Source organism: Streptomyces sp. NPDC001709 (genome assembly GCF_053596375.1).
The window spans coordinates 1-12,982 of the sequence record NZ_JBSFGB010000092.1 but is presented as its reverse complement, the minus strand read 5'-3'; the positions used below and the strand labels follow the sequence as shown (position 1 = coordinate 12,982).

Here is a 12,982-nt window from a genome sequence, read left to right as displayed (position 1 = left end):
CAGCCCCAACGAATACGAACGCCGACACCACGCGGCTAAGCTCACGCTCGCCGCATGATCAACGAAGCGTGTCCACCATCACGGGGGAAGGCCCGGGATCGCCAGCCCCGGCAGCGGACTACCCGGTGAATTCACGGGAGGGCTGAAAGCCCTCCCGTGAGGCGCATGGCCTGGACGCCCTAGCGGGACTGGTGAGCTCACCAAGCCCGAGCTCGGCGCGGTGATCAGGTGCTGTGATCATGCAGCTCTACAAGTCCGCGCGCACCCGAGACGACGGCCAAATTCCCGACTGCTTCAAGTGCGAAATAGCTGTTTTGGATCCCGGAGTAGGTGTCACTGGTCGTGGGCAGTCAGGCACGCAGTGTCCGCATTGGGCTGCCTTGAACAAGGCAGGCGCTATTGTGTCGTAATGTCGTCTGTTCATGGCGGCTCGGCATCAGTGGAGTGGATCATGCCTACCAGCAGTTCCTCGCAACCGCAGTGTGAGATAGCAGGCACCGAAGCCGGTGCCCGAGCTCTAAGAAAGAGCTATCTGGCTGCCTTGCTGGCAGCAGCTGGTCTCGCCTACGCGTTGGACCTGGGCAGCAAGTTCCTGGCCGTCTCGCGGTTGGAGAACCGCGAGCCCGTCGGCGTTGTCGGCCGCGTGCTCACTCTCCAGGTGATACGCAACTCGGGTGCGGCGTTCAATATGGGCCAGGCGTTCACTGCTGTGTTCACGGCGATCGCGCTCGCGGTCGTCGTGGTCATCGTGCGCGTCTCGCGCAAGCTCCACAGCCTCCCGTGGGCTCTCGCCCTGGGCCTGCTGTTGGGGGGTGCGCTTGGTAACCTGACTGACCGGATCTTCCGGGCGCCTGGGGTCTTCCGGGGGCACGTCGTCGACTTCATCTCTGTTCAGCACTTCGCGGTCTTCAACCTCGCCGACTCGGCGATTGTCTGCGGTGGAGCCCTGATGATCCTCCTCTCCTTCTTGGGCTTTTCCCTGGACGGAGCCGCCCCGCAAGACCGCCGGGACAGCGGCGTCGTCGTCCCGGGGTGACAAGGACAGCCGTTCGTATTCGCATGCGGTGCGGTGCGCGTTCATGCACCAGCCGATCGTGTGCTCGACTTTCCAGCGACGGGGCAGGACGACGAAGCCCTTGGTTCCTTTCGGCCTGGAGACGATGCGCAGGGTGAGCCAGCGGCGTTCGCAGGCCCAGTCCGCGAGGTCGCCAGCGTAGCCGCGGTCCTGGATGTCGGCGGGCGTCACCGTGATCACCACGGGCAGGCCGAGCGTGTCGACCGTGATATGTCGTTTGCGGCCGTTGATCTCATGGGCGGTGGATCGGAGCCGGACAGACGCCTGGTTGTTGCTCACCGATCGCTACTCCCCGTTGGCGGTGGCCGGTGTGAGCGCGAGGTCCTCTGTTGATCCGGGCACAAGCCCTCAAAGAAGACAGGCGGGCGCTGACGCTCGCCACCGGCAACGTAACCGATCAAATCAAGACTGAGGGCCCGCAGGCCGCTGGGGTCACGAACGGCTAACCGGATGTCGGGCCGCTGAGCGCTTCCATTAGAGAGAAGCGCGCCCCGCACGGCTGTGACCAGCCCGAACAACCCTCCGTGACAGGACGTGAACCGGCTGGAGTGTGTTGGTGGAGGCGAGGACGAGCCCGACCATGGTCGGTGGTCGCCGTCGCCCTTGGCGGTCCAGACGGGTGGCTCCGGCGGCACGGGCATCGCCATGATGAGGATCATGGCGGTGAGCAGGCCGCTGCCGCCGTCGGTGTCGGGGGTTTGGCGCAGAGGAAAGGCGACGGCGGGGATCACGAGCAGGGGGGGCGACAGGTGCAGGATGAGCCCGGCCAGCAGGGCTCTCGGCTGGCGTAGCAGACCTGCCAGCGCCCGTACCGGCACCTGGAGTCCTGCAGAGCAGAGTAGTGGGGGAAGTAGGAGCGGTGCGGTGGAGAGGGGCAGGACAGTGCGGTGCTCGCGGCAGATGAAGCTGACCGTCAGACGCCACTCCGCTTTCCAGGGGCCGCCGTGCCGTTACTGCATCACGGATCCGTCCCCGGCGAGGCACTTGGGGCAGTAGCGCGTGAAGGTCGGCAGGACCCATGGGGCGATGCGGGCCCAGGTGAAGCGGTGGTGGGTCTGGATGCGCAGGGATGCGGTGACCGGTGGGAAGCGTTCGCTGTGCGGTTCGAGAGTCAGGGCGGCTGCCTCGTCCGTCGTGAGCCGTGTGCTGTGGGCGAAGAGCTTGAGTCGGCCGCCCAGGGTCAGCAGCGGCTGGCCGGGGAGGGAGGCAGCCGACGGCTTGACGGCTCCGGCTCGGACCAGCACCTGCAGGGGCGCCATGTCCAGCCGGCGCGACAAGCGCAGGAGAAGGCCGGGCAGGCCCTCGCCGGGCAGCGGTGCCAGCACGCGGGGCGGCGGGTCGGGCAGGTGAGGCATGGGGGTCAGCTGCCGGTGCGGGTTTCGGGGCCGTGGTCGTCGAAGGTGGTGTTGCGGCCCCGAGCCCGGCCGGCGCGGGACGCGAACGTGTCGGGGGCTGGGCCGGAGGAGCCGGGGATGGCGGGGACTTCCCCTGCCTGCGGGGCGCGGTCCGGGTCGTCGAGGCTGAGGACGATGTCGTCGAGGAGGGCTTCGGCGAGTGTCTCCTTGCCGCCTCAGAGCACCGTGTCCGCAGGTGCAGCCCCTGCCCGCCGCGCCTTCGACCAGGCCTCACTCAGCCAGTACGCCCAAGCCGTCCCCAACATGAGTGAAGCCGTTGCCGCAGCGACGGACGAAACTGAGCGGGGATTCCTCTAAGAGCAGCTCGCTGCGTACCAGTACTTCGTGGACGAGCCCAAGGCCCAGCAGACCTTTGCCAAGGCGCTCGCCTACAACCCTGCGATCCTGCGCCCCATCGCCGGCGTCAACCCTGCCAAGATCAAGCCCACCGACACACAGGCGGTGCTGGCCGCTGGCTACCTGGCCAGCACCTATGCCGACCGAAACGAGTTCTTGGTGGGCATCGATGTCCTCCTCGACGAACGCGTCTACCGTCCGGTCCAGAAGCAGGTGCCCATCTTTGAGCGGGCCCTGGAGCGCCTGGGATGCCACCGCGGATTTGAAGCGCAGCGGCCTGAACGGACCACGGGCAACGGACCGGACGTCCTGTGGGCGATCGGAGGTCTGAAGTACCTGGTACTCGAAGCCAAATCGGGGGCGAGCTCGGACACGATCTGGCGCAGCGACGTCGCTCAGCTGCCGCACTCCATGAGCTGGTTCGCGGACACCTACGACCAATCTGCAGCGTAACTCCAGTACTGCTGCACTGCGTCAACACGCTCGAGAAGAACGCCGTGGCACCTCCTGGCACGCGCATCATCACCAGCGACACCATGAGCCAGCTAGGCGATGTGGTACGCAAAGCGATGGTGGCACTCGCAGATGCTGGCAACTGGAGCGGCCCCGAAGCAGTGGTCACTCAGTTCCGCGCCCACCGGCTCCTCGCAACGCCGGGCTGGATGTCGGGCAGGCTGCCGTCGGCGTCGACCAGGTCGGCGAGTGCGCGGTAGTGGCGTTGCCAGTCCAGCTGATGTCCGCCCAGGGCCAGGCGGTCAAGGTTTCACTTCGCTGAGGCAGGTCAGCGAGGACTACGTGCGTGACGTCATCCATGCCTTCAGCGAGCGGCGGTTCGACGCCGCTGGACCCAAAATGGAGTGGGGGACGCCCAAGACGATCTAGGGCGCCACCTGGCTAAACGTAGCTGTTGGCGGCAAGGCAGCCGTCGATAAGGTGCGGCCCGCGCAGGTGTGCGCCCCCGAGGTGGCTTGCGGCCGTCATCGTCTACGCCGTGTGCGGCTGATAGCGGTGTGGGGGCCCCGATGCGGTGATGTAGCGGAACCGGAACCGTCGACGAGGTGATCCCGTAGCCGCGCGTGCCGGAACTGGAACACAGCGCCGGCCTGGCGCAGGACGCCGCGCCGGTGCGCGTCTTGGAGGAAGTCCATCAGCCGCCAGGGTAGGCGGCCAGCCAGAGCCAGGAGGGTGCGTGCGATTACGAAAGCCCCCCACGGTCGGCCGAGCACGACCACGAGGCCGCACGCGATTCCGAAGGCGATCCCCATCCCGAAGGCGAAGGCTGGGTCCTCCGCGGGCGGGAAGACGATCCCGCTCACGACGGCTCCAGCCGCGCTGTAGGCGAAGCAGCCCACCCTCCCGTACGAAAGGTGGCCCACGATCCAGCCGGCCACCGCGCCGGCAAGGCTGAACACGGAGTTGAACGTCAGGCCCAAGATGGGCCCCAGGCTCGGCCAGCCGGAGACCCGAGGGTCCGTGTAGGCGAACACCATCCCGAAGGTGAGGCCTAAGGACAGTGCGAAGGACAGGCCCAGAGTGAGCGTGGCGATGCGGTCCTGCTCAAGGGCCAGCCTGGGGCTGGCCGCCCTCGTCGCCTCGGACGGTGCCCGCAGCCACACATGCAGACCGATGGCCAGCCCGAACGGTAGACCGAGCAGGAGCCCGGCCCAGCGGGGGAGTTCGAACCCGCAGCCCAGCGTCGTTCCTGTCACGTAGCCGAGCGCGAACCGAAGAATGAAGAGGCGAATCGTGCCTCGGACGCGGATCTCCACCCGTGTCGGCGATGGCCAGCGGTACACCGCCTGGACGAGGAATCCAGCCGGACCGAAGGCGGCCGCGTACACCAGGCCAATCGCCGGTCCGCCCGCCGCAGTTCCGATGAGCCCGAATATCAGCCCCGAGCCGATGCCGAACACGAGCCCCCGGGTCCACCCGGGGACGGCGGTTACCAATTGCCACCAGGCCAGGTCATGGGTTCGGTTCCGGTCCATATGGCTTGCGATGAATTCGAGCCATCCTCGGGCCTCGTTGAGACCGTAGCTCCTCTTCGGGGTGATGCTCCTGGCCCCGGGAGGTGACGGACGGGGGCGGTAGGCGGCTGGGAGGAAGGCGGTGAGCAGGTGATGCTCGACGCTCTCCCGGTCGGGTAGAACGAGCAGTTCGCGGGGATCCTTCGTTGGCGGCGCGTAGATCACGCGCGCGAGTGCCACCATGAGGGGGCTGGTCAGTGCCTGGGATAACGGCAGGTCCGGGAAGTCCCGCCGGTCGCGTAGTTCCGCGAGCAGAGATTGCCATCGGGTGTCCTGCCACGGTCGGTCGGCGGTCAGGAAGTCCTCGGCCTGGCGGACGCCGATCGGCCGCATCTCCTTCACCGCGGCTCGGCTGAGGACCCTCCCGGACTGCCTGACCGCCCGTTCGTACTCGGCGACGCGGCACGTGACCACCAACAGGTCCTGTCCGCTGTCGTCCAGTGCGTGGATGGCGGGGGCGTGGAGGGCGTCCGCCAACTCGTCCAAGCCGTCAAGAATCAGGAGGATATGGCCTCCTGTGACCAGTCGCTGCTCAATGCGGGAGCCGTAGACATCCCTGTCGGCCAGGAACGGATATTCCTCGACCAGCCTGCGGCCGAGCCAGGTCCGCAGATGCTCCACCCCGGGAACCCACGCGTTCCCCGAATCCCACGAAGACGCAGTGAGGAGCACGGGAACCGGGTCGCCAGCTTCGTATGCTGCCAGTAGCTCCAGCGCCAGGAGCATCGCCCACACGGTCTTGCCGGACCCGCGCTCGCCCAGCATCAACAGGTGGCCCTGGGGGAGTTCACGAAACGCTCGTACCAGTCCGTCCAGGTCGCCGCAGCGTCTGAGCACCTCGGATGGGGCAAGCTTCGTCCTGCCGGTCGATGTCCCGGGCATCGCGCGCGGACGCACGACTACCGCCCGCTCCGTATTTTTCCACGGAAGGTGAATGGGCTCCGGACGCCGCAGACCCTGGGCGGCAACCTCCTCCTCCCACTGCCGCCGGACCTCGTCCGCGAGCTTGATCTTGGCTGCTACCAGCTGTTCCTCGGGATTCTCCTTCACCTGGCCGCCGAAGTAGATCTTCCCTATATTCCTTGCCTGGAACACCGAACCGCGGACGTAGCCATCCGACATTCTGTTCTCTGTACGCCCAGCGTCGTCATTCCCCGCTGTCATCGCGAGCCCCGTCCCCAGCCGATCGTGTCCAGCAGCTTCTGGCGGGCAGTTGGCTGGAAGTCAATCATGTGCGACACCTCTTTGCGCCCCGTTTGTGCGGGCGCAGAGAGGAGCACAGGAGCACCCGAGGGGCGCATAAGGGGTAGGGCGTAGCAGCGTGACGCGTATTGCATGACGGAGGGCGACTTCGACGCCAGCGGCTCCGGCATCGAACGCGACTGGGTGCAGCGCACCGACTGCTGGGAGCGTGCGGAGCGCGTCCTACTGACGGACGGGCAGGTTCGTGAGTACCAGCTGCCGCCGGCCGAAGGGAAAAGGGACGATCCGCGCTGGCCCGGGTTCGCCCGCCGCTACGGCTTCGACCTTGACCGTCCCGTGCAGCGGGACGTCGAGGCACTGGAACCGGCCGAACTCAAGCGCCTGGTGATGGAGGCGCTCGACGGCTACATCGACCGGGAGATCCTCGCCGAGGCCATGGCCGAGGAAGAGCAGCAGCGTACCCAGCTCGCCGCGCTCCTCGGCCGGCAGCAGGACGACTGAACGAGCGCACGGACTCGGATCGCCCCCCACCTGATCAAGGTCAAGGGGGTGGAGCACTGCCCGCGCGGCATCGTCGGGGCCTTCCGCACGGCCTAGGACACCAGCACAGAGGCTGGACCCACGGGCCGCCCCAAGGGCAGCGGCGACATGGTTCCGCGTGATGAGATCTCTGCCCGGGTCGGCGCGTTGCTCGACATCTTCGTGGCCACTTCAGGCTGCACCTGGCGGCAACTGCCCCCGGTGTTCGGCCCTGCCTGGCCGATGGTCTACCGACGCTTCGCCCAGTGGAGCCGCGACCGGGTCTGGGCCCGGCTCCACCATGTGATCCTCGACGAACTCGGCGCCCGCGGTGAACTGGACTGGTCGCGGTGCGCGATCGACTCCGTCAGCATCCGGGCGGCAAAGGGGGGCACTGACTGGACCGAATCCGACCGATCGTGGCAAGCCGGGATCGAAAATCCACCTGATCACCGACCGCAACGGAGCGCCCCTGTCGCTGGGCATCTCCGGCGCCAACACCCATGACGGCCTCGGCCTGAAGCCATGGTGCAAGGAATCCCGCCCATCCGCTCGCGGCGCGGTCCGCGTCGTCGGCGCCAGGCCAAGCTCCATGCTGACAAGGGATACGACTATGACCACCTGCGCCGATGGCTGAGCAAGAGAGGTATCCGCCACCGCATCGCCCGCAAAGGCATCGAGTCCTCGCAACGGCTGGGCCGCCACCGCTGGGTCGCCGAGAGGACGGTCTCCTGGCTTGCCGGCAGCCGGCGCCTGCACCGCCGCTACGAACGCAAGGCCGAGCAGTTCCTCGCCTTTGCTGCCATCGCAGCATCCCTCATCGGGTGCCGCCGATTGGCCACCCTGCTCAGGGCCTGAGCAGGTTTTGCTGCACGTCGAAGCAGAGCAGCCCCATCACATCCGCCAGGCCTGCCGCGTAGGCCGACGCTTCCTCGGCCCTGCTCCAGCCCATCCCGAAGTAGATGAGCGGCCCACTGGCACAGTCGATCAACGGTCCGACCGACCAGGGCAAGTTCTCCTCCTTGTCCTCGGTGATGTCGCACCACAGCTGAAGAAGTGCGGCGACGAAGGCCGCGATGCGCTCGGACGGAGGCTCCTGGGTCTCACCGTCGAGATAGCGGTCGTACAAGTCATCTGCGCGCGGACTTCTTGAGGTTGCCGTTGCCGCCCTCGTTCTGGCTGCGCAGCCCGGACCGCGGCAGCCAGGGCGGTCGGCCCCGCTGGATTCGACCGGGCTCGGTACGCCCGCAGGAATGAAGTCGAGCGGACCATCAACGCGCTCAAGGGCTTCCGGGCCGTGGCGACCCGGTACGACAAGAGAGGGTTTGTCTTTCACGGCACGGTCACCGTCGCCGCGATCCGGCTGTGGATCCGTTAGCGATTCGCCGGACCATCTTTTAAGGCATGAGCCGAACCGGCTGTCGGCTCAACCAGACGGAGGTCATCCGCAGCTTCGCGTACGGCTCCCACAGCCTGGCCCGGGCATCCCTCTGATCGCCCCCCGGCGGGGTGGCCCCGGCCGGGTACTGCGCCGTCGGTCCGACAGCGGGACCTCGCCCCTCTTACTGGGAGTACTGGCTACCGGGAGGACTGGCCAGAGCCGATCATCCGGGCGCGGTTCTCCGCGAGGACTTCCTGCACCCTGCGCTCGACCTCCACCGGGTCGACGCCTAGGGCGCGGCCCATGTGGATCGACCAGACCTCCGAGCGTACGTTGGTTTCGAAGTCGAGGTCGGCGCGGACATTCTCGCGAGCAGCCTGGCGGTTCTGGCTCACCATCACGAAGGTGGACAGGAAGATCGCCTCCAGACTGACGATCATCGTGAGCAGACCGAAGGGGAAGGGATCCCAGACGGCCTCCTGGCCGAAGGCGCCTTCGTTGCACACGATCCAGACCGTGAACCACGCGGCGTGGATATAGACGAACAGCATGGTGCCGGCGAAGGCGGTGATCGCGTCCGCGATCCGGTCCTCGGTCCCGCGCATCCGCGCGAGCACGTCCTGCTCGCGCCGCAGCCGCAGAGCCAAGCCGCCCGGACCCCTCGGACCACCGGGACCGCTCGCCGCACCGCTCATGCCCACTCCCGACCGCCGTCCACGTGCGCCAGCCAGCAGCATATGGGCGGGCGGGCTCGAACCTTGCGGCGACCGACGGTGGACACACCCGACTAAGTCGGACGGTGGTCAGCTGCCAGAGCCAACCGTGCTCGTCACATGGCATTCGGCGCCGCCGATCGGATGGATTCCGCTCCCACTGCGTGGGGCTCACGTCTTTGACCAGCGCAACCTCCGCACCCGCTCTACGGAGCGTCCGGTAGCTCGCGATGGGACTGCAACCCGCCGAACGCTTGCTCCTGTCCGTGGTGCTCCTCAAGCGAGGCTACCGCGCGGATCAGGTATGCCTCCTCGTGCCCGCCCTCGGCCACCAGCGAAGCGCCGCAGTCCACCCTCGGGAAACCAGCCCTCTCCAGCAACGGGACCGACTCCTCCCGCATCGCGCGGACGAACTCATCGGCGGTGCCGGCTTCAGCCGGTACGTGCGGATCCCAAGGATTACAGTCAGTCTCCTGTAGTAGGTGGGTCCTCATCGGCACAACACCTGGTGCCCGTAACGCATGGAGGCTACGGGCAGCCACTGACACCCGAGCCAGCCGGACGATCGCCCCTCTCCATAGCCGACCACGTCGCTAGTGGCCGTGGCCTCGCACCGATCTAGTTGATTAACTCGATCAACTAGATTACGGTTGGTGTCATGCGACCAAGCAGAGATGACGTGGCGCGGTTGGCGTACGCGGTGAACGCGGTGGCCGCTGGTGTGGAACGGGCCCGACGCAGGATTCCGGAGGCGGCGTCCCTCGCCGTCCTCCAGGTTCTCGGTTGGGCGGAGCGGGAGGTCCCGGACAAGGCGGTGCGTCCGTCCGATCTCGCCTCCGCCCTGGAGGTGCACCGATCGGCCATCACCCACCAGCTGAGAGCGCTTCAGCAGGCCGGCCGGGTGACCCTGACGACCGATCCGGCGGACCGCCGCTCCAGCATCGTCACGCTGACCGACTCCGGACGGAACGAGCTCGACCGGCTGGCCGAGCAGGGCCTCGACCGCTTCACGGCCTTCGTCGCCGACTGGGACGCCGCGGACGTGCGAACCCTGGCCGACCTGCTGACCAGGTTCGAGGAGTCCAAGGCGAAGGTGGGCAATCCACACCTGGACCGGTAACCACTCAACGGAGCGCACGACCAAGAGCACACCAGTATGGAGGATCGCGTGACACTGCGGGTACTGATAGCGGGTGCGGGAGTGGGCGGCCTCGCCCTCGCCCAGGCACTGCATCAAGTCGGCCTGGCCGTGACAGTCTTCGAGCGGGCCCCGACGGCAGCGGCCGGCCGGCGGGGGTACCGGATCAACATCAACCGCGTGGGCGGCGACGCCCTCGCCGCCTGCTTACCGAAGCAACTGTTCCGGATGTACCTGGCCACGTCCAACGACGAGGCGCGGGCCCGGGTCGCCGTCTTCGACCACCGCATGCGCCCGCTGTACGCGACCGACGTCGGAGTCGACGGCACTGCCACCCCTCGGGACCACACCGGGGTCAACCGGCTGACGCTGCGCCAGATCATGCTGGCCGGCCTGGAACGGGAGGTGCGCTTCGGACAGGAGGTGGTCGGCTTCGAGCAGACCCCCGAACGGGTGCGGGTTCTCCTCGCCGACGGCTCGACCGCCGAGGGCGATCTGCTGGTCGGAGCCGACGGCGTGGCTTCGGCCGTACGTGCCGGGCTGCTGCCTCACGTACGGACCCGCGACACCGGCGTCCGCTGCCTGTGGGGGCGCACCGCACTGCGCGCAACGCTGCAGGACCGGCTGCCCGCGCCACTCTTCGACAGGGTTGCGGTGACGGTCGCCCCACAAGGCCACATCGGGATCTGGGGGCCTACCGCGCCCGCCAACCGCACGCGGAAGCCGCCGCCGCGGTGACGCCGCCGGCGTCACTGGATCCGGAGCCCGACTACCTGATGTGGGTGCTGAGCGGAGAACTGGGGGGACCGTTCACCGGGGAAGAGCAGTGGCGTACCGCGTCGCCGGCCGCACTGCACCGGTACGCGGTCGGCGCGACCACCGGCTGGCACCCCGCCTTGCACCAGACGGTGCGGGAGGCCGACCCGGAAGGCTGCTTCGTCCAGAGCGTACGCGTCGCCGACCAGCCGCCCACCTGGCCGGCCGGCCGGGCCACCCTGCTCGGCGACGCGATCCACCCGATGTCGCCGGCCGGCGGCACCGGCGCCAACACCGCGCTGCGCGACGCGGCCGTGCTCGCGGACAAGCTCACCGCCATCCAACACCCCGCCGGGCTGGTATCGGCGGTGGCCGCATACGAAACCGAGATGCGCCGCTACGGCTTCGCCGCCGTGGCGGAATCGCTGCGCTACGGCGAGCGCTTCGCCCAGGCGATCCGCCACGCCGGAAAGGAGACCCCTCGATGAACAGGACTTTACGGGCACTGCTGCCCGCCCTGTCCGACCTGATCGTTCCGACCGTCGTCTACTACCTGCTGCACGGACTCGGCGTCGCCGACGTACCCGCGCTGATCACCGCCTGCGCTGCCACCGCCGGGTACGCCATTCCCCGCATGATCCGCCGCCGGCAAATGGACGCACTCGGCCTGCTCGTCATCGCCGAACTCGCAGCGACAACCTCGCTGCTGGTCGTCTCCGGTGACGCCCGGCTGGCGCTGCTGCGTCCCACCGTCTACCTCACCGTCGCCGCCGCCGTCTTCCTTCTCTCCTGTTGGCGCGGTCGCCCGTTCACCTACATCGGAGCTACACCGATGGCCACCAAGGGCGATCCGGAGCGGGCCGCGGCATACGAGCGCAGTTGGCACAACTCTCCGCAGATGCGGGCCACCCACCGATGGCTCACCGCAGCGATCGCCGCCGCGATGTTCGGCTACGCCTTGCTGAACGCAGTGATCGTCTACTCGTTTCCGGTGAACCAGGCCGACGGGTTGCAGAAGGTGCCGGGAATCGCTCTGATCCTCGCGGTCGTGGTGATGCTCCGTTCGCGCGTGCCTCGACTGTCCCGCATCGTCGACGCCGAACAGCAGCGGCCCACCGATGCGCACCAGCCGTCCACGACCGCACGCGCCTAGTGTCCCGAGTTCTTGATCCGTCGTCGATTGAGTCATGGGGCGTCCGGGGCCGAAGCTGGCCGAGCTGGTGTTGTTGGACTACGAGCGGCAGATGCTTGAGCGATGAGAACGGGCGTCTTCGACGCTGCAGACCCTCGCGTTGCGATCACGGATCGTGCTGGGCTGCGCGGAAGTTGATTCCGACCTGCCCCGGTGTCGGTCTAAAACTGACGATCATCGTTGGCACCTGGGTCTCCGATCACTACGGAGATCCACATGCCGAAGTCCACTCCCACCGCCCCGCCGCTTGACCGTGAGGCCAAGCGGCGCCTGGCCGTCATACACCACGTCGAAGAGGTCACCGGGAACGTCGCAATGTCCTGCCGGTACTTCGGGATCAGCCGGCAGGCGTACTACACCTGGTACCGCCGTTACCAGGCCGAGGGTGCCGAGGGCCTGCGCACCCGGTCCAAGGCGCCGAAGACCTCCCCGAACGCGACCCACGTCGAAATTGTCGGGGCGCGAACCCGCGCAGAGCCACCTATACCACGGCCCGAACCTGAGCCAATAGCCGAACCTGAGCCAATACTCGAGCCGGAGGCTCCGTGGTGGCGCCGGATCGCGTGGGCGCACAGGTGCGACCCATGAGGGCTGCCAGCACAGAGGGTCAGTGTTCGGTGCTGAGAGTTCCGTAGGTGACGTCGGGGCCGCCTGGGTCCTGCACGACGTGGTCTTCGTCGGGATACTGCGCGTCCTCATCAAGCACGTTGCGCGCAGTCTGAATCAACCGCTCCCACATGATGGCGGAAGGGGCGGTCAGGCCGATCGACAGACGTCGCAGGTGCTGGACCCCGGCGGCAGACTCGCCGATGTCTTCGGGTAGTACGCCGAAAAGCTCCACGGGCGTGCGCTCCCGGAGAACGGTCAGGGCTGCCTTTGCGGCCTTCGTGGGAGACTGATCCTCTGTGCTGCGGTAGGCGCTGAAGAGTGCTATCGCGATGATGATCCGCACCCTCTGGATGAAGATCGGGAACTCCATGTTCCACGTCTCGCTGCTGCTCTCCTGCCGCTGGCGGAAGCCCGCATCCTGCATGCGGGCTGCGATGATGTTGCTCGCCTCCTGCTCGCACCTGGCAAAAGCCGTCATGTCTTTCCCTTTCGCGTTCCTCCGCGCGGAACGATGCCCGACTGCGTTACTGACCTTGTTGGCGTGATGTCGTGGCTGACAAGTGGTGGTTGTCGCGGTAGGCCGGTCACATGAGGTATCCGCAAGGGGGCGGGCTCACC

At 67.5% G+C, this 12,982-nt stretch carries 13 protein-coding genes and 3 pseudogenes; 10 read left to right on the top strand and 6 right to left on the bottom strand.

Annotated features, from left to right (window positions below; all coding sequences use genetic code 11):
* Positions 1 to 451: 451 nt before the first annotated feature.
* Complete coding sequence (gene lspA, locus ACWC0C_RS47220; protein WP_450871304.1) at positions 452 to 1,036, top strand: signal peptidase II; 585 nt, start codon at positions 452 to 454, stop codon at positions 1,034 to 1,036.
* 314 nt (positions 1,037 to 1,350) lie between these two features.
* On the opposite strand, the gene ACWC0C_RS47215 is transcribed toward lspA, so the two are convergent.
* Both ACWC0C_RS47215 and ACWC0C_RS47210 read right to left on the bottom strand, forming a co-directional pair.
* Entirely contained in the window at positions 1,351 to 1,893 is a 543-nt protein-coding gene (locus ACWC0C_RS47215) for a hypothetical protein (protein WP_450871303.1), read from the bottom strand.
* Positions 1,894 to 2,025: 132 nt separating this feature from the next.
* Entirely contained in the window at positions 2,026 to 2,430 is a 405-nt protein-coding gene (locus ACWC0C_RS47210; protein WP_450871302.1) for a TniQ family protein, read from the bottom strand.
* Between the two features lie 384 nt (positions 2,431 to 2,814).
* On the opposite strand from ACWC0C_RS47210, the gene ACWC0C_RS47205 reads away from it, so the two are divergent.
* Positions 2,815 to 3,279, top strand: a complete 465-nt coding sequence (locus tag ACWC0C_RS47205; protein WP_450871300.1) for a hypothetical protein — start codon at positions 2,815 to 2,817, stop codon at positions 3,277 to 3,279.
* Positions 3,280 to 3,803: 524 nt separating this feature from the next.
* Here the strand turns inward: ACWC0C_RS47205 and ACWC0C_RS47200 are convergent.
* Positions 3,804 to 5,975 carry a hypothetical protein gene (locus tag ACWC0C_RS47200; protein WP_450871299.1) on the bottom strand — a complete coding sequence of 724 codons (2,172 nt, stop codon included), beginning with the start codon at positions 5,973 to 5,975 and terminating at the stop codon, positions 3,804 to 3,806.
* 213 nt (positions 5,976 to 6,188) lie between these two features.
* Between ACWC0C_RS47200 and ACWC0C_RS47195 the strand changes: the two genes are divergently transcribed.
* On the top strand, positions 6,189 to 6,557 hold the full coding sequence (locus ACWC0C_RS47195) for a hypothetical protein (RefSeq protein WP_450871297.1): 369 nt from the start codon (positions 6,189 to 6,191) through the stop codon (positions 6,555 to 6,557).
* Between the two features lie 117 nt (positions 6,558 to 6,674).
* Positions 6,675 to 7,433 (top strand): annotated as a pseudogene (locus ACWC0C_RS47190) (IS5 family transposase); the annotation flags it as partial.
* On the opposite strand, the gene ACWC0C_RS47185 reads toward ACWC0C_RS47190, so the two are convergent.
* Positions 7,423 to 7,704: a hypothetical protein gene (locus ACWC0C_RS47185; RefSeq protein ID WP_450871295.1), complete on the bottom strand. Its 282-nt coding sequence runs from the start codon at positions 7,702 to 7,704 to the stop codon at positions 7,423 to 7,425. The pseudogene ACWC0C_RS47190 and the gene ACWC0C_RS47185 sit on opposite strands and share 11 nt — an antisense overlap.
* A gap of 65 nt (positions 7,705 to 7,769) precedes the next feature.
* Between ACWC0C_RS47185 and ACWC0C_RS47180 the strand changes: the two are divergent.
* A pseudogene (locus ACWC0C_RS47180) lies at positions 7,770 to 7,953 on the top strand (IS5/IS1182 family transposase); the annotation flags it as partial.
* Positions 7,954 to 8,153: 200 nt separating this feature from the next.
* On the opposite strand, the gene ACWC0C_RS47175 reads toward ACWC0C_RS47180, so the two are convergent.
* Positions 8,154 to 8,651 carry a DUF1003 domain-containing protein gene (locus tag ACWC0C_RS47175; protein ID WP_450871294.1) on the bottom strand — a complete coding sequence of 166 codons (498 nt, stop codon included), beginning with the start codon at positions 8,649 to 8,651 and terminating at the stop codon, positions 8,154 to 8,156.
* Positions 8,652 to 9,327: 676 nt separating this feature from the next.
* On the opposite strand from ACWC0C_RS47175, the gene ACWC0C_RS47170 reads away from it, so the two are divergent.
* The 5 genes and pseudogenes from ACWC0C_RS47170 to ACWC0C_RS47150 form a co-directional block, all read left to right on the top strand.
* Positions 9,328 to 9,789, top strand: coding sequence for a MarR family winged helix-turn-helix transcriptional regulator (locus ACWC0C_RS47170; RefSeq protein WP_450871292.1), 462 nt, complete (start codon positions 9,328 to 9,330; stop codon positions 9,787 to 9,789).
* 48 nt (positions 9,790 to 9,837) lie between these two features.
* On the top strand, positions 9,838 to 10,545 hold the full coding sequence (locus ACWC0C_RS47165) for an FAD-dependent oxidoreductase (protein WP_450871290.1): 708 nt from the start codon (positions 9,838 to 9,840) through the stop codon (positions 10,543 to 10,545).
* Positions 10,542 to 11,051, top strand: a complete 510-nt coding sequence (locus ACWC0C_RS47160; RefSeq protein ID WP_450871288.1) for an FAD-dependent oxidoreductase — start codon at positions 10,542 to 10,544, stop codon at positions 11,049 to 11,051. Before ACWC0C_RS47165 ends, ACWC0C_RS47160 begins: the two co-directional genes overlap by 4 nt.
* Positions 11,048 to 11,716, top strand: a complete 669-nt coding sequence (locus ACWC0C_RS47155; RefSeq protein WP_450871287.1) for a VC0807 family protein — start codon at positions 11,048 to 11,050, stop codon at positions 11,714 to 11,716. The genes ACWC0C_RS47160 and ACWC0C_RS47155 overlap by 4 nt, the downstream gene beginning before the upstream one ends.
* 255 nt (positions 11,717 to 11,971) lie before the next feature.
* Positions 11,972 to 12,214 (top strand): annotated as a pseudogene (locus ACWC0C_RS47150) (helix-turn-helix domain-containing protein); the annotation flags it as partial.
* 148 nt (positions 12,215 to 12,362) lie between these two features.
* Here ACWC0C_RS47150 and ACWC0C_RS47145 read toward each other — a convergent pair.
* A complete protein-coding gene (locus tag ACWC0C_RS47145) occupies positions 12,363 to 12,842 on the bottom strand; it encodes a hypothetical protein (RefSeq protein WP_450871285.1) in 480 nt (159 codons plus the stop codon).
* Positions 12,843 to 12,982: the final 140 nt, after the last annotated feature.